Origin of the sequence: Kitasatospora sp. NPDC086791, assembly GCF_040685975.1 — a bacterium.
Classification (GTDB): domain Bacteria; phylum Actinomycetota; class Actinomycetes; order Streptomycetales; family Streptomycetaceae; genus Kitasatospora.
Genome location: NZ_JBFBOC010000009.1, coordinates 1 through 16713 on the forward strand (window position 1 = coordinate 1; position 16713 = coordinate 16713).

17 protein-coding genes are annotated in these 16713 nt (G+C 72.4%); 9 read left to right on the forward strand and 8 right to left on the reverse strand.

The window, feature by feature from the left end; genetic code table 11:
* Positions 1-1276: 1276 nt before the first annotated feature.
* Together AB0Q99_RS14975 and AB0Q99_RS14980 are read left to right on the forward strand one after the other, a co-directional pair.
* Positions 1277-1507 (forward strand): antitoxin, encoded by a 231-nt coding sequence (locus tag AB0Q99_RS14975; protein ID WP_363571697.1) that lies wholly within the window; start codon positions 1277-1279, stop codon positions 1505-1507.
* Positions 1504-1911, forward strand: a complete 408-nt coding sequence (locus AB0Q99_RS14980; RefSeq protein WP_363571699.1) for a type II toxin-antitoxin system VapC family toxin — start codon at positions 1504-1506, stop codon at positions 1909-1911. Before AB0Q99_RS14975 ends, AB0Q99_RS14980 begins: the two co-directional genes overlap by 4 nt.
* Before the next feature lie 162 nt (positions 1912-2073).
* Here AB0Q99_RS14980 and AB0Q99_RS14985 read toward each other — a convergent pair whose 3' ends face one another.
* The gene (locus AB0Q99_RS14985; protein ID WP_363571701.1) at positions 2074-2460 is read right to left on the reverse strand and encodes a VOC family protein; all 387 of its coding nucleotides are present in this window, start codon (positions 2458-2460) and stop codon (positions 2074-2076) included.
* A 187-nt stretch (positions 2461-2647) separates the two neighbouring features.
* Here AB0Q99_RS14985 and AB0Q99_RS14990 point away from each other — a divergent pair, with 187 nt between their 5' ends.
* The gene (locus AB0Q99_RS14990) at positions 2648-3538 is read left to right on the forward strand and encodes a LysR family transcriptional regulator (protein ID WP_363571703.1); all 891 of its coding nucleotides are present in this window, start codon (positions 2648-2650) and stop codon (positions 3536-3538) included.
* An 85-nt stretch (positions 3539-3623) separates the two neighbouring features.
* On the opposite strand, the gene AB0Q99_RS14995 is transcribed toward AB0Q99_RS14990, so the two are convergent.
* The 3 genes from AB0Q99_RS14995 to AB0Q99_RS15005 form a co-directional block, all read right to left on the reverse strand.
* Positions 3624-4532 carry a hypothetical protein gene (locus AB0Q99_RS14995; protein ID WP_363571705.1) on the reverse strand — a complete coding sequence of 303 codons (909 nt, stop codon included), beginning with the start codon at positions 4530-4532 and terminating at the stop codon, positions 3624-3626.
* Between the two features lie 263 nt (positions 4533-4795).
* Positions 4796-6160 (reverse strand): metallophosphoesterase, encoded by a 1365-nt coding sequence (locus AB0Q99_RS15000; protein WP_363571707.1) that lies wholly within the window; start codon positions 6158-6160, stop codon positions 4796-4798.
* 333 nt (positions 6161-6493) lie between these two features.
* Positions 6494-7651: a LacI family DNA-binding transcriptional regulator gene (locus AB0Q99_RS15005; protein WP_363571709.1), complete on the reverse strand. Its 1158-nt coding sequence runs from the start codon at positions 7649-7651 to the stop codon at positions 6494-6496.
* A gap of 346 nt (positions 7652-7997) precedes the next feature.
* On the opposite strand from AB0Q99_RS15005, the gene hisC reads away from it, so the two are divergent.
* The 5 genes from hisC (at position 7998) to AB0Q99_RS15030 (ending at position 13542) form a co-directional block, all read left to right on the forward strand.
* A complete protein-coding gene (gene hisC / locus AB0Q99_RS15010) occupies positions 7998-9077 on the forward strand; it encodes a histidinol-phosphate transaminase (protein WP_363571711.1) in 1080 nt (359 codons plus the stop codon).
* Positions 9078-9445: 368 nt separating this feature from the next.
* Complete coding sequence (locus AB0Q99_RS15015) at positions 9446-10837, forward strand: biotin/lipoyl-binding protein (RefSeq protein ID WP_363571713.1); 1392 nt, start codon at positions 9446-9448, stop codon at positions 10835-10837.
* 2 nt (positions 10838-10839) lie between these two features.
* Positions 10840-11643: an ABC transporter ATP-binding protein gene (locus tag AB0Q99_RS15020; RefSeq protein ID WP_363571715.1), complete on the forward strand. Its 804-nt coding sequence runs from the start codon at positions 10840-10842 to the stop codon at positions 11641-11643.
* Positions 11640-12851 carry an ABC transporter permease gene (locus AB0Q99_RS15025; RefSeq protein WP_363571717.1) on the forward strand — a complete coding sequence of 404 codons (1212 nt, stop codon included), beginning with the start codon at positions 11640-11642 and terminating at the stop codon, positions 12849-12851. Before AB0Q99_RS15020 ends, AB0Q99_RS15025 begins: the two co-directional genes overlap by 4 nt.
* A 10-nt stretch (positions 12852-12861) precedes the next feature.
* Positions 12862-13542: a hypothetical protein gene (locus tag AB0Q99_RS15030; protein ID WP_363571719.1), complete on the forward strand. Its 681-nt coding sequence runs from the start codon at positions 12862-12864 to the stop codon at positions 13540-13542.
* Positions 13543-13866: 324 nt separating this feature from the next.
* Here AB0Q99_RS15030 and AB0Q99_RS15035 read toward each other — a convergent pair whose 3' ends face one another.
* Both AB0Q99_RS15035 and AB0Q99_RS15040 read right to left on the reverse strand, forming a co-directional pair.
* Positions 13867-14121 (reverse strand): hypothetical protein, encoded by a 255-nt coding sequence (locus AB0Q99_RS15035; RefSeq protein ID WP_363571721.1) that lies wholly within the window; start codon positions 14119-14121, stop codon positions 13867-13869.
* Between the two features lie 621 nt (positions 14122-14742).
* The gene (locus AB0Q99_RS15040; RefSeq protein WP_363571723.1) at positions 14743-15135 is read right to left on the reverse strand and encodes a hypothetical protein; all 393 of its coding nucleotides are present in this window, start codon (positions 15133-15135) and stop codon (positions 14743-14745) included.
* Positions 15136-15296: 161 nt separating this feature from the next.
* Here AB0Q99_RS15040 and AB0Q99_RS15045 point away from each other — a divergent pair, with 161 nt between their 5' ends.
* Positions 15297-15548: a winged helix-turn-helix domain-containing protein gene (locus AB0Q99_RS15045; protein ID WP_363571725.1), complete on the forward strand. Its 252-nt coding sequence runs from the start codon at positions 15297-15299 to the stop codon at positions 15546-15548.
* A 43-nt stretch (positions 15549-15591) separates the two neighbouring features.
* On the opposite strand, the gene AB0Q99_RS15050 is transcribed toward AB0Q99_RS15045, so the two are convergent.
* Positions 15592-15819 (reverse strand): hypothetical protein, encoded by a 228-nt coding sequence (locus AB0Q99_RS15050; RefSeq protein ID WP_363571727.1) that lies wholly within the window; start codon positions 15817-15819, stop codon positions 15592-15594.
* 33 nt (positions 15820-15852) lie between these two features.
* The gene (locus tag AB0Q99_RS15055) at positions 15853-16392 is read right to left on the reverse strand and encodes a hypothetical protein (RefSeq protein ID WP_363571729.1); all 540 of its coding nucleotides are present in this window, start codon (positions 16390-16392) and stop codon (positions 15853-15855) included.
* Between the last annotated feature and the right edge of the window lie 321 nt (positions 16393-16713).

A 16713-nucleotide genomic window follows, 5' to 3' on the forward strand; every position in this document is an offset into this window, starting at 1 on the left:
CCCAACGGTGCTCCGGGTGCTCCCGGTGCCAACGGTTCGCCTGGTGCTCCGGGCGCTCCCGGTCCCAACGGCGCTCCCGGCGCCCCCGGTGCTCCCGGCGCTCCCGGTGCCAACGGCTCGCCGGGTGCTCCTGGCCCCAACGGTGCTCCGGGTGCTCCCGGTGCCAACGGTTCGCCTGGTGCTCCGGGCGCTCCCGGTCCCAACGGCGCTCCCGGTGCTCCGGGTGCCCCCGGCCCCAACGGTGCTCCGGGTGCGGCGGGCTCACCGGGCGCTCCGGGGGCACCTGGTCCCAACGGTGCTCCCGGCGCCCCTGGTGCCAATGGTTCGCCGGGTGCTAATGGTTTGCCCGGTGCCAACGGATTGCCGGGAGCTAACGGCTCGCCTGGCGCCAACGGCTCGCCCGGTGCCAACGGCTCGCCTGGCGCCAACGGCTCGCCCGGTGCCAACGGCTCGCCTGGCGCCAACGGCTCGCCCGGTGCCAACGGCTCGCCCGGCCCTGCTGGGCCGCCCGGCCCTGCCGGACCTGCTGGCCCTGCCGGTCCGGCCGGACCGCCCCAGTCTCCAGGGGGTCACGGCGGTCAGGGTCACGGCGGTCATGAGCAAGGTGATCACGGGAACGACCAGGGCAACCACGGCAGCGTTCCGGCCGACCACGGCAACGGCAAGGGCGGTCACGAACAGGGTGTGCCGGCCGTGCGTCCGCACGAGTCGGGGCAAACACTCGCTGCCACCGGCTCCGGCACGTCGATCGCCATGGCGGTCGGCTCGGCGGCCGCCGTCGTGCTGGGAGGCTCGATCCTCATCCTCGTGAGGCGTAGCGGACGGGCCGCAGCTCGCCGCCGGCACTAGCCCTCGCAGGGACGGGCGGCGCGCGTCCGGAGCGGGTCCACTTCGCGCCGACGGACTGACGCTCGACCACGTGGCGCTGTCCCGGACAGCCGGAAGGCCGTTCCGAGACAGCGCCACGCCCTTGGCCGCAACGGTGGTCGGATCGGTGTTCCCGGCCTCGTGCGCGGGCTGATCCGCCTGACCCGGTACTGTCCGTCGCGGCGGCGAGGAGACGGAAGTAACGGTGGGCTCGACCGGCGTACGGGTCATCGGGGCCGTGCCCGACCAGGAGGCTGCGGCGCTGCCGGGGAGATTCGCGCACCTCGTCACGGCCGACGACTTCCGCAAGCCGACGGGCGTCGTCTCCGCTGCTTGGCTCACCGAGGGCCCGGGTGCGTCGATACTGCGGGCATCTGCATTTTGCAGATGTTGGAGCTAGAATGCAGATATGACAGCCCTCACCATCCGGGACGTCCCGGACGATCAGATCCAGACCCTGAAGATCCGCGCCGCCCAGGCCGGCAAGTCGCTCCAGGCGTTCATGCAGGACCTGATTGCCAAGGAGGTGTCCAAGCCCACGATGGCGGAGATGATGAGCAGGCTGAACCGGGAGACCACAGCCGACATCGGCACCGCTGATGTCCTCGCTGCCATCGACGAGGGGCGAGCCGGGCGTTGATCGTCATCGACTGTTCCGCTCTGGTCCTGGTCCTCACGGCCCACGGTCCCGACGGCGAACTCATCCGGAGCCGGGTGGCCGCGGCGGGGGACGTCCACGCTCCCACCCTCCTGGACTACGAGATCCAGTCGGCCCTGCTCGGCATGCAGCGCGGCGGCAAGCTCACCGAGCAGGAGGTGGAAAGGGCGGTCGCCGCCTACCGGATGCTTCCCATCACCAAGCGGGAGACGCTGCCGTTCTGGGACAGGGTGAAGAAGCTGCATGCCAACCTCAGTGCCTACGACGCCCAGTACGTGGTCCTGGCGGAAGCCCTCGGCGTACCGCTGATCACCAGCGACGCGAGGATCGAGCGCAGCGGGGCGGCGAAGTGCGACATCGAGGTCTTCGCCTCGCTCCGCCCTTAGCCTGCGCGGCGCGACCCCGGTGGTGCGGGCCTTCCGGACTGCGTGCTGCTGGACCTCATGACGGATGACCCCACCTCCCATGGGCGCGCGTGCGGACGGGTCCCGGCGTACTGACGGGTGCCGCCCCGGTCCACCCCCGTGGGGCCGGGGCGGCACCCGGGCTCAGTGGGGGGTGTCCTGCGGGTACCAGCGGAGTTCGACGGTGTTGCCGTCCGGGTCCTGGACGTAGAGGGAGGTGGCGGTGCCGCGGGCGCCGTAGCGGGGGACGGGGCCTTCGAGGACGGTGAAGGTGCCGGAGTCGATGACCTGCTGCCAGTCGAGGGGCTCGACGGTGAGGCAGATGTGGTCGACGTTGGACTCGTGCCGGGGGCGGTCGGTCAGGTCGATGATGGTCTCGGGGGTGACGCGGACGGACGGGAAGGGCGCCTGGCCGGCGCGCCACTCGTCGACGCGGACGGGCTCCAGGCCCAGCGGGCCGGTGTAGAAGGCGAGGGAGCGCTCGACGTCCGAGACGTTGAGGACGAGGTGGTCGAAAGCTACGACGCGCATGGCGGGTCCTTCGGGGGGTGGGGAGGTCGGGGATCGGGCCAGCTGGTGGCGCAGGTGGACCACACTGCCGCGAGCGGTTCCACGTGGTCGGTGACGGGTTCAACGATCCTCCGGAGCGGATCCGGCATCAACGCGCGATGAACGTACGATCGTTGAGCAGGATTCAACGATCGAGGGGTGGGGCGGGATGCTGGAACGGCTGGAGATCGAGGTCTTCCTCGCGCTCGCGGAGGAGCTGCACTTCGGCCGGACCGCCGAACGCCTGCACCTGAGCACCGGGCGGGTCAGCCAGGTGGTGAAGAAGCTGGAGCGCCGGATCGGCGGCCCGTTGTTCGAGCGCACCAGCCGCTCGGTCCGACTCGCCCCGGTGGGGCGGCAGTTGGCCGACGATCTGGTCCCGGTGGTGGAGGCGATGGCGGCGGCCCTGCGCCGGGCGGAGGACGCCGGCCGGGGCGTCACCGGGGAACTGCGGGTCGCGTTCCTCGGTGAATGGACGGCGCCGGTGCTGCTCAAGGCCGTCGCCCTGTTCGGCGAGCGGCACCCCGACTGCCGGGTCGACGTCCGCGAGGTCCAGCTCGCCAACTCCCGGGCGAGCCTGGTGGACGGCTCGGTGGACGTGCTGATCGCCTCGTACCCGTTCGACGGCATGGCCCGCGGCCCGGTGCTGCTGACCGAGCAGCGGGTTCTCGCGGTGGCCGCCGGGCACCCGCTGGCCGCGGAGCGGTCGGTGTCGATCGAGGTGCTGGCCGACCACCCGGTGGTGCAGTACCCGGCCGTCACCTCGGTGACCTTCAAGCGGGACCGCACCCCCGACCACACCCCGGCCGGCCGCCCGGTGCCCAGGGGCCCGTCCGGCGGCACGTTCTCCGAGATGCTCAGCCTGGTCGCCATGGGCCGGGGTGTCCTGCCGGTCGGGGAGCACTCCCGCCGCTACTACCCCCGCCCGGACGTCGCCTACGTGCCGATCCACGACGCGCCTCCGATCGAACGCGGTCCGGTCTGGCGGGAGGGCAACACGACGGGCCGGGTGTTGGCGTTCGTCCGCGCGGCGGCGGACGCCGCCGGGGTGACGGGCTGACCCGGAGGCGCCGGGCAGAAGGAGCCGGGCGGAGGCGCCGGGGCAGCGGGAGTGCCCGGGGCAGGGCTCAGGGTCCCGGCGCGGTTCAGCCGACGTCGTCGGGGCCGGTGAAGGCGGGCGGGGTGTAGCCGGGGCCGGTGAAGTCCGGGGTGGTGAACGCGGCGGGGCGGGAAGTACGGCCCTCGGGGTCGGTCACGCCGTCGGCTCCGGCTCCGGGGCCCGGGCCGGGGCTGGTGAAGGCGGGCGAGGTGTAGCCCGGGCTGCTGAAGTCGGGTCTCACCGCGGCACCGGGCCCCGCCGCGGTGCCGGCCTCCGCCGCAGTGCCGCCACCGGCTCCCGCCGCCGCGCCCGGCACCGGCGGGAGCGCGGCGTGCAGGTAGGGGAGCAGGCCGCGGTCGCGCAGGGCGGCGCGCCAGGCGGCGCGGGCGTCGGCGAGTTCGGCGGCGAGCTCGGGGTCGGTGCCCGCCGGGGCGGCGGCGGTGCCGTCGCGTATGGCGGTGAGCAGGAGCCCGACGATGCCGATGGCCATCGCGGCGACCCCGGCGGCGAGCGCGACCCAGCCGGCCGTGACGAGGGAGCGGGCGAGCGCGAGGTCCGGGTCGGCGGCGCGCAGCAGGTAGCCGATCAGCAGCAGGAGGACGGCGGCGGCCCAGGCCAGGATGGGGGTGAGCACGGTGAGGACCGGGAAGAGCCCGGCGCCGCCGTTCGCCGAGCGCAGCTGGGTGAGCAGGCCGGGGGCGGTGGGCTCGGTGCCGGGCGGCGGCGGGGGGATGGCGCGCAGGCTCTCGCGCAGCCGGGTGTAGTGCGCGTACTCGGTGGTGGCCGCGGCGTTGACGCCGTCGGCGTCGCGCAGCGCGCGGATGCGCAGCTGGTCGGTGGTGAGCGCGCCCGGGGCGCGCAGGGCGGTGAGGACGGTGCGGTCGCGCAGGGCTTCGGCGAGGAGGCGCTCGTACTCCGGGCGGTCCTCGGCGAGCAACGGCGGGGGGTTGGACATGGGGGACCCCGTTCGTGCGCCCCCGGTTCGCTCCGCCCCGGGGGCGCGGGCGCCCTCAGGACGCCGAAACGGGCGCGGAGGCGGGCCGCCGGACGGGCGGCCGGGTGTGGTGTGCCTCATGGTAGGGGCGGGGGCGCCCGGGCTGACAGTCGGTTTCCGGAATTTCGCGCCCCGGGCTGCGCGCGTGCGACGGCCCGGGCGCCGGGAACGGGTGTTCGACCCGGACTGTCCGAGGCTTTTGTCCGGAGCTCTTGTCCGGGGCGCTAGTTGATGGGCAGTCGGGCGACCAGCAGCCGCCCCTCCATGGTCACGCCGCCGTCCATCGCCACCGCGAGTTCGTCCGCGTACACGTACGGGCCGGGGATGTGCGGCGGCTGGCCGTCGTCCGCGTGCACCGCGCCGGTGAGGTACGGGATCGGGCTGTGCCCGTGCACGATCCGGCGGCCGCCGTAGGTGTCCAGCAGCTCGTGGACGGCCATCGGTCCGGCGTCGCCGCGGAAGGCGAAGCGCTTGGTGAAGCGGCGGAAGCAGTCCCACCACTCGTCCACCGTGCCGTCGGCGAGCAGCCCGTGCACGGCGTCGTTGACGTCGGGGATGGACTCGCCGTACTCCAGGTACGCGGTGGTGTCGGAGTGCAGCAGCAGGTGGTCGTCCTCCAGCGCGATGGCGGGGAGCCGGGACAGCCAGCTGATGTGGTGCCCCTCCAGGCGGTCCAGGTCGGTCTGCTGGCCGCCGTTGAGCCGCCAGGCGGCCAGGAAGGAGGCGGTGCCGGCGGTGGACTGGACCGGCTCGTCGCCGTACCGGGCGGCGCCGAGGAAGAGCAGTTCGTGATTGCCCATCAGGGCGCGGCAGTAGCCGCCGGCCGCGGCGGCCTCGGCGGCGAGCTGCATGACCAGGTCGATGACGCCGATGCCGTCGGGGCCGCGGTCGGTGAAGTCGCCGAGGAACCAGATCCGGGCGCGGCCGGCCGACCAGTGGCCGTCGGCGTCGATCAGGCCCTGGTGGTGCAGTTCGGCGCGCAGCTCCTCCAGGTAGCCGTGCACGTCGCCGACGACGTAGACCGGGCCGGGCGGCTCGCCCGGGCCGGGAGCCGGGTACGGGTAGGTCGGGGCGGCCGGGTCGGGCAGCGGCGGGCCGAGCTCGATGGTCGGCGGGTCGTCGCGGCCGTCGAGCTGGAGGGCCGGGGAGGGCTGGTCGGGGAGGGTCGGCTCGTAGCCGGCGCGGTCGTCGTAGCCGCTGGTGTCGTCGTAGGCCGCGTGCTCCTGGCCCTCGTACGTCCCGTGCTCCTGGCCGTCGTAGGCCGGGTGTTCCCGCTCGTCGTATCCCTGGTGGTCCTGGTGGTCCTGGTGGTTCTGGTGGGAGAACGCCGGTGCCTGGTCCTGGGCGTTGCCCCCGCTGTGGCCCTGGGCGTGCACGGTGTGGCCCTGGCCGTCGGTGTGCCAGTGCTGTTCCAGGTAGCGGGCGCCGCCGTAGCCGCTGTACGTCTCGGCGTCGTAGGGGGTGCCCGGGTAGCCCTGGACGGGCTCGGGTTCGTAATAGGTGCCGTACGGCAGCACATCGAGGTCCGGCTGGTGGCGGGGGCCCGGGTGGGGGTGCTCGGGCCCGGGGAAGCGGTCCTCGGGTGTCATTCGCCCATCATAGGAAGACCACTCTCCCGCCGTCGTCACCTGGTGGGCATCCAATCCTCCGGAGCGTCAGCCGGGCGGGCCCTGCGTGGTCCGTTTTGCCCTGGCTCGGTATGGTCTCGTCGGCTCTGGTCGGGCGGCTTTCGTGCTCGCCCGGCTGCGGTCGGTGTCCGGTCGAGGTCCGGACCAGGGGGTGATCGGCGTCCTCGACCGGGGCCGACCGGGGCCGACCGGGGGCCGATCGGGGGTCTTGGCCGACGCCCCGTCACCTCGGTGGACGCCCCCGTCGACGCCGGTCGGTGTCACCGGCCGGCGCCGCCGGGCCCCGCCATCGGTCTAGACCTCACCCGGGAGGCGGGGCGGGCTGACGGTGGTGCGCGGACTCCGGCGCTGGGAGGACGCGCGGACGATCAGCTCGGTCGGCATCAGGGTGCCCGGCGGCGGTCCGGTGCCGGCGGTGCGGAAACGGGGCGGGAAGAGCCGCGCGATGTCCACGCCCGTCCCGGAGTCCACGCCCTCGATGGCGTCGATGAGCAGGTTGACCACGGTGGTGCCGATCTTGCGCGGCTTGAGCGAGAGCGTGGTGATCGGCGGTTCGGTGGCCGCGTAGACGTCGCTCTCGCTGCAGCAGACCAGGAGCAGGTCGTCCGGTACCCGCAGGCCGTACCGGCGGGCGGCGGCGAGCAGGTCGGTCCCGTTGGGGTCGAACAGTCCGTAGACGGCGTCCGGCCGGTCGGGGCGGGCGAGCAGCCGGTCGGCGGCGACCGCGCCGGCCGCCGGGTCGTGCGCCGGGTAGGTCTCGTACACCGGTTCCTGCCCGACCTTGGTGCACCAGCCGAGGTAGGCCTCGGTGGAGAGCCGGGTGTAGGTGTCGGTGCTGGTGCCGGTGAGGAGGCCGATCCGGCGGGCGCCGGCTTCGGAGAGGTGGTCGAGGATGCCGAGCACGGCGGCCTCGTGGTCGTTGTCGACCCAGGCGGTGACCGGGCAGTTGCCCGGTTTGCCGTCGCTGACCACCGGGACGCCGGACCGGTACAGCTCGCTCACCAGCGGGTCCTGGTCGGGCGGGTCGATGACCACGGTGCCGTCCAGGGCGATGTTGCCCCAGACGTCGTGGCGCGAGGAGGCGGGCAGCACCACCAGCGCGTAGCCGCGGCCGAGCGCGGCGCTGGTGGCGGCCCGGGCCATTTCGGCGAAGTACGCGAACTCGGTGAAGGTGAAGGGTTCTTCTCCGTAGGTCGTGACGGTCAGCCCGATCAGGCCGGACCGTCCGGTGCGCAGGGTGCGGGCCGCCGCCGAGGGGCGGTAGCCGAGGCGCTCGGCGACTTCGCGCACCCGGCTGCGGGTCTCGTCGGGCAGGCGCCCCTTACCGTTCAGCGCGTCGGAGACGGTGGTGATCGACACTCCGGCGGCTGCCGCCACATCCCGGATGCCGGCCCGCTCCAGGCGCCGTGAGGTGGTGGGTCGCCGACCGCTCTGGTTGGCTGCTGCTGTCATGGCGGACCGATCGTATGGCTCCTGACAAGGGTCTGTGACCGGCGCATCGGGAGCCTTCGAAGATACGTTTCTCCACGAGTGAGCCGGGGTGCGCTCCTTCGATACCCGCCCGAAACCTGGCTTCTTACCTCTGACATGTGCCAAAGGAACCGGGCAGAATGGCTGATCTCCGCCTGTAACCCGTCCGGGCATCTCACTCCTACGGGTGAGGGCGCTCGGTATCGTGCAAGGCACCCGACCGGGGTGGTCCGGGCGCGTCAGGAGGTCCCGGGCACGGAGGGTGAACCCGTCCGTGGCGGGCGCGCGCACCGGACAGTTGTGCAACTTCTGGAAACGGAGTACGACCGTGAGCAGTGGTACGTCAGCGCAGGGCCCGCGGCTGCGGCCGACCCTGGACGGCATCCCCACCTACAAGCCCGGCAAGCCGGCCGGCGCCGACGCCTACAAGCTGTCCTCGAACGAGAACCCCTACGACCCGCTGCCCGGTGTGCTGGAGGCGGCGGTCAAGGCGGCCGGCTCGCTCAACCGCTACCCGGACATGGGCGTCAGCGAGCTGACCGGGGTGCTCGCCGAGCGCTTCGGCGTGCCCGCCGAGCACATCGCCACCGGCACCGGCTCGGTCGGCGTCGCCCAGTCGCTGATCCTCGCCACGGCCGGCCCGGGCGACGAGGTGATCTTCGCCTGGCGCTCCTTCGAGGCCTACCCGATCATCACCCAGATCGCCGGCGCCACGCCCGTCCCGGTGCCGATCACCGCGACCGGCGACCACGACCTGGACGCGATGCTCGCCGCGATCACCCCGAACACCCGGCTGATCTTCGTCTGCAACCCCAACAACCCCACCGGCAACGTGATCCACCGCGCCGAGCTGGAGCGCTTCCTGGACGCCGTCCCCGGCGACGTCCTGGTGGTCGTGGACGAGGCCTACATCGAGTTCATCCGCGACGCCGAGGTGCCCAACGGCATCGACCTCTACCGCGACCGCCCCAACGTCTGCGTCCTGCGCACCTTCTCCAAGGCGTACGGCCTGGCGGGCATGCGGGTCGGCTTCGCCGTCGCCCACGAGCCGGTCGCGGCCGCGCTGCGCAAGACCGCCGTCCCGTTCGGCGTGAACCAGCTCGCCCAGAACGCCGCCGTCGCCTCGCTGCGCGCCGAGGAGGCGCTGCTGGAGCGGGTCGACGCGCTGGTCGAGGAGCGCAACCGGGTGGTCGCCGGGCTGCGCGCGCAGGGCTGGGAGATCCCGGACTCGCAGGCCAACTTCGTCTGGCTCGGGCTCGGCGAGCGCTCGGCGGAGTTCGCCGCGGCGTGCACCGAGGCCGGCGTGATGGTGCGGCCGTTCCCGGAGGGCGTGCGGGTGTCGATCGGGGAGACCGAGGGCAACTCGATCTTCCTGGCGGTGGCGGAGGCGTTCCGCAAGACGCTCTGAACGCTCTGAACGTTCTGGCGTTCCCGGGCTGCTCGTAGGACGGGCTGCTCGTAGGACGAGCTGCCCGTCCTCGCAGGGGCGCGCCGGTCGACGGCGCGCCCCTGCGGCGTTCCTGCCCTCGTTCCCGTTCCGTTCCCGCGCGGTCCTTCCGGTGTCCGCTCCGCGGTCGTCCGTTCGTTCCCGGCTCGCTCCCGGATGGCTGTGGATCGCTGGGAGCCTGCTGGGAGTTCGGCCAACGGTTGGCCACGGAGCGCCCAAGCGGGCCGCGCGAGCCGGACGTTCTGTCCGGAATGCCCGGATCCGGCCGGTCAGTCTTCTCCCAGCTCGCGCCCAGGGCGACGCAAGAGCTCCCCGCGAAGCTGTCCGGCATGAAGGTGCTCCCACGGCGGCGCGGTGCCGTCCTCGTCAACTCCGCGCTGGGCGTGGCTCTGCTGGGCGGCGTGGCCCTGGTGTACTCCACGGTCAGCGGAAGCTCCGGCCCGGCCTCGGCCAAGCCCACGACCCGTACGGCGACGGTCGCCAAGGGAACGGTCCTGGCCACCGTGTCCGGAACCGGCACCCTGGTGTCTCCCACCGACGCGGCGCAGGATTTCTCCACCGGCGGCCGGCTCACCGCGGTCAAGGTCGCGGTCGGGGACGCCGTCAAGAAGGGCCAGGTGCTCGCCACCGTCGACACCACGGCGGCCCAGCAGCAGGTGGACGCGGCCCGGGTGGCCCTCACCACGGCCAACGCCAACCTCACCAAGGCGCAGGCCGGGGTCACCACCACGACCACCGAGCCGCTGCCCGGCGCCACGAGCGGGGCAGCGGGCAGTGCCGGTGGCGGACGCGGGGCGGGTGGGAGCAGTACGCCCGCCCCGCAGACCACCACCATCACCACCACCAAGGTCGACGACGCGGCCGTGGCCCAGGCCCAGCAGCAGGTCGCCACCGCGCAGACCAACCTGTCCAACGCCCAGGCGGCGCTGGCCGGCACCACCCTGACCGCCACGGTGGACGGTACGGTCGCCTCGATCTCGAACAAGGTCGGCGACACCGTCGGGGCGACCGCCTCCGGCTCCACCGGCTCCGGCACCTCCGCCGCCGGCAAGTCGTCCGGCACCAGCACCGGTTCGGGCACGCCGAGCGGCTTCATCGTGCTCACCAACCCGACCGGGATGCAGGTCACCGCGAACTTCTCCGAGCTCGACTCGCTCAAGCTGAAGAAGGGCGAGGCGGCCACCGTCGCGCTGAACGCGCAGGCCGACACCAAGCTCAACGCGACCGTCCTGTCGGTCAGTTCGCTGCCCAGCGGCAGCGGCTCCGGCGGCGCGGCCGGCTCCTCCGCGGTCCAGTACGCGGCCACGCTGCAGCTGACCGGCGACACCAGCACGCTGCGCACCGGCCTCAGCGCCACCGTCCAGGTGATCACCGGCGAGGCCGACAACGCGCTCTCGCTGCCCACCTCCGCCCTGTCGGGCACCGGCGCCTCCCGGACCGCGACCGTGCTGCACGAGGACGGCAGCTCCGAGCGGGTCACCGTCGGGGTCGGCGTCGAGGGCGACAGCACGGTGCAGGTGGTGTCGGGGCTGAAGGAGGGCGACAAGGTCGAACTCCCCACCACCAGCGCCGGGAACGGCTTCCCGAACGGCTCCTTCCCGGGCGCCGGCAACGGCCGGGGCGGCAACGGCGCGGGCGGCGGGGTCTTCCCCGGCGGTACGGGCGGTGGCGGTGCCGGTGGTGGCGGCGGCGCGGGCGGCGGCCGGGGCGGTCGGGGCTGAGCATGCGTCACGTCATCGACAAGCGCGTCCCCGCGACGCCCGTGCCGGTGATCCGGATCCGCCGGCTCACCAAGGCGTACGGGCACGGCGACGCCACCGTGCACGCGCTGCGCGGACCGGACGATCCGGAGACCGGCGAGCCCCAGGGCGTCAGCCTGGACATCGAGCAGGGCGACTTCGTCGCCGTGATGGGCAGTTCGGGCTCCGGCAAGTCCACCCTGATGAACATCCTCGGCTGCCTCGACGTCCCGACCGCCGGCCGCTACCTGCTGGACGGCGTCGACGTCGGCCACCTGGACGAGCAGCAGCTCTCGCTGGTGCGCAACCGCAAGATCGGCTTCGTCTTCCAGTCCTTCAACCTGATCCCGCGCACCACCGCCCTCGCCCAGGTCGAACTGCCGCTCGCCTACGCGGGCGTGCGGGCCGCCGAGCGGCGCCGCCGGGCGCTGGCCGCGCTCTCCCTGGTCGGCCTCGGCGAGCGGTCCGGGCACAAGCCCAACCAGCTCTCCGGCGGCCAGCAGCAGCGCGTCGCGGTGGCGCGGGCACTGGTCACCGCCCCGGCGATGCTGCTCGCCGACGAGCCGACCGGCAACCTCGACAGCCGGTCCACGGAGGAGGTGCTGGCCCTGATCGACGGGCTCAACGCCACCGGCCGCACGGTCGTGCTGATCACCCACGAGGACGAGGTCGCGCGGCACGCCAAGCGGGTGCTGCGACTGGTCGACGGGCAGATCGTGAGCGACGTCCGGCAGGCCCCGGTGGAGGGGCCGCCACCTGCCCTTCGTGACCTGGGAGTGCCCGCGTGATCCTCTGGCAGACACTCCGCTTCGCGGTCGGCGGCCTCGCCGCCAACAAGGTGCGCTCGGCGCTCACCATGCTCGGCGTGCTGATCGGTGTCGCCTCGGTCATCCTGCTGCTGGCGGTCGGCAACGGCTCGTCGGTCGCGGTCAAGGACTCGATCACCTCGCTCGGCACCAACTCGCTCACCGTCAGCTCCGGTTCGGCGGCCGGCGGCGCGCGGGCGGCCTCCTCGGTGAAGAAGCTGACGGTCGCCGACGCCAAGGCGCTGGCCGGCGACGCCGACCCGGCCGCGGTCAAGTCGGTCGCCCCGGTCGTCACGACCAGCGGGACGGCCCTGTACGGGAACATCTCGTACAGCCCGGGCTCGATCGTCGGCACCTACCCGGCGTACTTCGAGACCTCCAACCAGAAGGTCGCGAAGGGCGAGTACTTCACCAACGACGACGTGCTCGGCTCGCGCAAGGTCGCGGTGCTCGGCGCCACGACGGCGAGGCAGCTGTTCGACACCGAGGACCCGGTCGGCAAGCAGATCGTCCTCGGCGGCACCCCGTTCACCGTGGTCGGCGTGCTGCAGGCCAAGGGCGGCACCGGCTTCACCGATCCGGACGACGTGGTGATCGCCCCGCTGCCGACGGTGCAGAACGCCTTCACCGGGTTCGGCGCGATCAACCAGATCCTGGTGCAGGCCGCCTCGGCGGACACCACGACGGCGGCCCAGTCGGAGATCACCCGGGTGCTGCTCGCGGCGCACGCGATCACCGACCCGACCAAGGCCGACTTCCGGATCACCAACCAGGCCTCGCTGCTCACGGCGCGGGAGAGCACGACGAAGACCTTCACCGTGCTGCTCGGCGCGGTGGCCGCGATCTCGCTGCTGGTCGGCGGGATCGGGATCACCAACATCATGCTGGTGACGGTGACCGAGCGGACCCGGGAGATCGGCATCCGCAAGGCGCTCGGCGCCCCGCGCGCGGTGATCCTCGGGCAGTTCCTGACCGAGTCGACGCTGCTGTCGGTGATCGGAGCGGGGTTGGGCGTGGCGGCCGGCATGGTCGGTTCGCACTTCAGCATCGTCGGCATCAAGCCGGTGGTGATCCCCGAGTCGGTGCTCGGCGCGTTCGGCATCGCCGTCGCCATCGGGCTCTTCTTCGGCAGCTACCCCGCCAACCGGGCCGCCTCGCTGCGGCCGATCGACGCCCTTCGGCACGAGTAGGACACCACTCATGAGCAAAGAGATCGCCACGGTCAGCAGTACCCCGGCCGAGCAGGTCGCCCTGCTCTCCACCCCGCCGGACGCCCGCGACGTGAGTGGGGAGCTGGCCGCTCCGCCCCGGCGGAAGCTGCCCTGGATCAGCCTCGCGCTGGCGGGCGGCGTGATCGCGACCGGCGCGTTCGCGGGCGGGGTCTGGTACCAGCAGAACAACGGGACCACCGACGGGAAGTCCTCCCGGCCCTCGGCGGCCGCCGGTGCCCAGCGGCCCGCTGCGGGCGGCGGCGGGTACGGGCAGGCCGGCGGCGGGCAGGGCGGGGCCGGGCAGAACGGCTCAGGTCGTAGGGGTCAGGGCGCCGGTCAGGGCACTGGTCAGGGTCAGGGACAGGGCGGACAGCCCGGCTTCGCCCGGGGCACGGTGAAAGCTGTGGACGGAAACGTCGTGTACCTGACAGACTCTAATGGCAACACCGTCAAGGTCACCACCGGCGACGCGACGAAGGTCCAGCTCAACAAGGAGGGCAAGGTCGCCGACCTGCAGCCCGGCCAGAGCGTGACCGTCGTCGGCACCCCCGACGCCAACGGTGGCTACACCGCCAACCAGCTCGTCGAAGGCAGCGCTGCCGGCGGCTTCGGCGGCGGAGGCTTCGGTGGAGGTGGAGCCGGCGGCAACCGGAACCCGTCCGGCGGCTGACCCGGAGCCTGTCGGACGAACCGCGAGGCCCTCGCCCTTTCCGGGCGAGGGCCTTCGCGTGTGCTCAGCGCGGTTCGCCCGCGTGTGCTCAGCGCGGTTCGCCCGCGTGTGCTCAGCGCGGTTCGCCCGCGTGTGCTCAGCGCGGTTCGCCCGCGCGTGCCCGGCGCGGTTCGCCCGCGCGTGCCCGGCGCGGTTCGCCCGCGCGTGCCCGGCGCGGTTCGCCGTCGTCCGGGCGCGGCATCCTCAGGGTCGCGATGACGCCGAGGGCCACGGTGGCGATCGCGAGGGCCAGGAGAGCGAGGAGGACGGCCCCGACGAGGAACCTCACCGCTCCCACACCGCGTTCCGGTCGAGTTCGCGGAGGAGGTGGAGGAGGTTGAGGAGCGTGCTCACGGGCGCGTTGGCGAAGTCGACGAGCAGTCGCCCGTCGAGCGTGGTCTCCCCGGCCGAGGCGGAGCCCCACAGGAGCCCGTGCTGCAGGCCCCGCCGGTGCAACTCCCCCAGCAGCGTGGTGATCTGCGGGGCGGAGTAGTCGAGCATCCGGGGGTCGTCCGGGGCGATGGGCTGTCGGCGGATCACGCGGCGCGGTCCAGCTCGTACCAGACCGTTTTGCCACGCTTCCGGGGGTCGACGCCCCAGCGGTGGGTGAGCCCGGAGACCAGCTGGAGGCCCCTGCCGGACTCGGCCGTGGGGGCGGTGGTCCGGTCCTGGGGGAGCGCGTCGCTCTCGTCGGCGACACAGACCCGGAGGGTGTGGTCCAGGAGGGAGAAGTAGACGACGGGCGCCGGGGTGGCACCGTGCCGCCAGGCGTTCGCCTGCTGTCTCTTCCCGTAGTAAGAGAGGCTGAATGAACGCCCCGCCCAGGATCGGCCCGGACGGGGCTGCGAGGGTCTTACTGGTCGAGCTGTGCGCGGACCTTCGGTGCGCACCTTGGGCAAGCCAAGATGGGCCACCCGGGGCCGCTGACGGCCTCGACGTGAGCCACTTCGGTCACGTTGTCGCTGGTGTCGCCACAACGGCGACAAGGGCGCACGGGGGCTTGATCAATGCGGGGCCAGCACTGCCCAAAGGCGTTCGCGTGGTCGCCAGGGTGGAACGGGTCACGCACGCACGGGATGCGGTTGATCCCGATGGCAGGACCGTGCTCCCATCCGGGGCGACGGGCGCCGCAAGTCGGCTTCTCGGTAGCGGCGAGGGTCATCACGCCACCGCCCCAGCGAGGGTGTGAGGGACACCGGTTGTGATGCTGTCGAGCCAGTGTGAGGGGTCGGGCAGATCGAGCTGCGCCGCGAACGCTGCTGCCCGTCGCCGGGTCTGCTCCCAGCGTTCCGCCTGCTCTTCCGCCTGCCGCGCCAGTACAGCCGTCTTCTCGTCGTCGGGGGCCTGTTCCCACGCTTCGAGGTACAAGGGGACGAGCCGGGACGGCTCAGGAACGGGCATGGTGCGAACCAGCAGATGGGCGCCGAAGGGGCGTCGCCACCCGCAGATGACGCGCGGTTGGGGCGCCTGGGTGTCGGGGGCGCGGTGCTGGCCCTGAGCCGGCAGCAGTAGGCGCAACGCCCATAGGAACGCGAGAACGATAAGGTCGGTCACGTCGGAGCCCTCCACGGCTTCGGCCAATCCCCGGGGCGGGTGCAACCGCCGCCGGGGCTTTTGTTGCATTGAAAGTACCCTGCTTGTATAGGTACGTCTACCCTTGATCAGGCTCATCCATGGCTATGGCGCGACGGCCAGGCTTGTCTAGGCTTCTTCCTATGGCTTCCTCCGTGATCGACTATGAGTCCCCCGATCCGCCCTACAGGCAGATTGCGGCGGACCTGATCAGGGATATTGAGAACGGCTCTCTCGCAGTCGGGCGCCCGGTGCCGTCCGAATCTGATCTTGTCCAGCGGTACGGCGTCGCCAGGAACACGGCCCGGAATGCAATCGCCTACCTCAGGCGCGAGGGGTACGCCTTCACGGTGCCCCGGCGCGGCAGCTACGTGAAGGATCGAACAAAGGAGTAGCCCCGCCCAGGCGAACCCGGACGGGGCCGTTTCGAGGGATGATTCAGCGGGACTTCGGGACGACGAATCCTCGCGCCGGACCGGCCTGCCGGGACCGACCCTCGATGACTGTCAGTGCTTCGTCGGTGATGTCCCGCCGGGTAGCAGCATCGGCGCTGTCGTACACCCTCCAACGCCCGTCCGGGTTGTCGTGGTCTTCGGGAGAGACGATTCCCCGAATTCCTAGCTGCCGAAGGGTGTTGGCCACTTGCTGGGCTTCGCTCTCATCCATGCGTCCCGCCCTTTCGCGTTCGGTGGGCCCAGGCTAGTGGGCTTCGCCGCCCCCACCTCCGCCACCGCCGTTGCAGTGCGAAGCGCACGCTCCGGGGTTGATCGGTCCGCACCCGCCGGGCACGGGGGTGTGGGAGCAGTTCGCGGCCACGGCCACCAGTGCGCGGGTCGGGCCGGTCCACAGCTCGTAGTCCGGGGTGTACCCGGCTTCCTCGATGAGCGCTACGGTCCGGCTGAGCGCGTCCGCGTCGTGACGCGTCGGGTCGGGGCGCTCGGGGTAGTGGTGGACGAACCCACCGATCTTGTCGCACAGCTCGGCGTAAACGCGGGTGTGCAGAATGAGCGCGTGCCACCCCTCGTCCACGACGTTGGACGGCGTGATGCGCACGGCAGGGAACGTGCGGGCGGCGACGACGAACTTGAGCGCTTCGGTAACGATGCGCTCGGCGGTGTCGGCGGCCATGCCCGGGTTGTTGTCCAGGACAGTGAAGACAGCTCCGTCGAACTGCGCCGGGGTGAGCAGGTTGCGGACGTCGGGACCGACGGGGCCGGGCGGACGCTCGGGCGTGGTCATACTGGTGTCTCCTCACATCGTGCGGAGTTCCGGGCACCGGTTGGTGTCCGGGGCGTGCGGTGTTGCGGAACCCGCTCCGGCTGGCTGCCTGCCAGGGATGACCGGCCGGGGCGGGGGCTTGTGGTCCGCCCGAACCGCGTAGCCGCTCACGGGCTTGGCCAGTTCGAACGGCTGTCGGGGCGGGCGCCCAAGGCGGTTCGCTTCGTACTGGTTCTCGACGGCCGGCGGGCCCGCGCATCGAATCGTCTTGTACTTCGGACTGCCGTCTTCGACATGCCGGATCAGCACGGCCGTCGCGCGGATCTGGCCCGTCGTTGGGTC

What these genes read in the sequence shown, in the direction of transcription:
- AB0Q99_RS14975 (WP_363571697.1), top strand. Translation starts at nt 1,277, where the DNA reads ATGACAGCCCTCACCATCCGGGACGTCCCGGACGATCAGATCCAGACC.
- AB0Q99_RS14985 (WP_363571701.1), bottom strand. Translation starts at nt 2,460, where the DNA reads ATGCGCGTCGTAGCTTTCGACCACCTCGTCCTCAACGTCTCGGACGTC.
- AB0Q99_RS14990 (WP_363571703.1), top strand. Translation starts at nt 2,648, where the DNA reads ATGCTGGAACGGCTGGAGATCGAGGTCTTCCTCGCGCTCGCGGAGGAG.
- AB0Q99_RS14995 (WP_363571705.1), bottom strand. Translation starts at nt 4,532, where the DNA reads ATGTCCAACCCCCCGCCGTTGCTCGCCGAGGACCGCCCGGAGTACGAG.
- AB0Q99_RS15000 (WP_363571707.1), bottom strand. Translation starts at nt 6,160, where the DNA reads ATGACACCCGAGGACCGCTTCCCCGGGCCCGAGCACCCCCACCCGGGC.
- AB0Q99_RS15005 (WP_363571709.1), bottom strand. Translation starts at nt 7,651, where the DNA reads ATGACAGCAGCAGCCAACCAGAGCGGTCGGCGACCCACCACCTCACGG.
- AB0Q99_RS15015 (WP_363571713.1), top strand. Translation starts at nt 9,446, where the DNA reads ATGAAGGTGCTCCCACGGCGGCGCGGTGCCGTCCTCGTCAACTCCGCG.
- AB0Q99_RS15020 (WP_363571715.1), top strand. Translation starts at nt 10,840, where the DNA reads ATGCGTCACGTCATCGACAAGCGCGTCCCCGCGACGCCCGTGCCGGTG.
- AB0Q99_RS15030 (WP_363571719.1), top strand. Translation starts at nt 12,862, where the DNA reads ATGAGCAAAGAGATCGCCACGGTCAGCAGTACCCCGGCCGAGCAGGTC.
- AB0Q99_RS15045 (WP_363571725.1), top strand. Translation starts at nt 15,297, where the DNA reads ATGGCTTCCTCCGTGATCGACTATGAGTCCCCCGATCCGCCCTACAGG.
- AB0Q99_RS15050 (WP_363571727.1), bottom strand. Translation starts at nt 15,819, where the DNA reads ATGGATGAGAGCGAAGCCCAGCAAGTGGCCAACACCCTTCGGCAGCTA.
- AB0Q99_RS15055 (WP_363571729.1), bottom strand. Translation starts at nt 16,392, where the DNA reads ATGACCACGCCCGAGCGTCCGCCCGGCCCCGTCGGTCCCGACGTCCGC.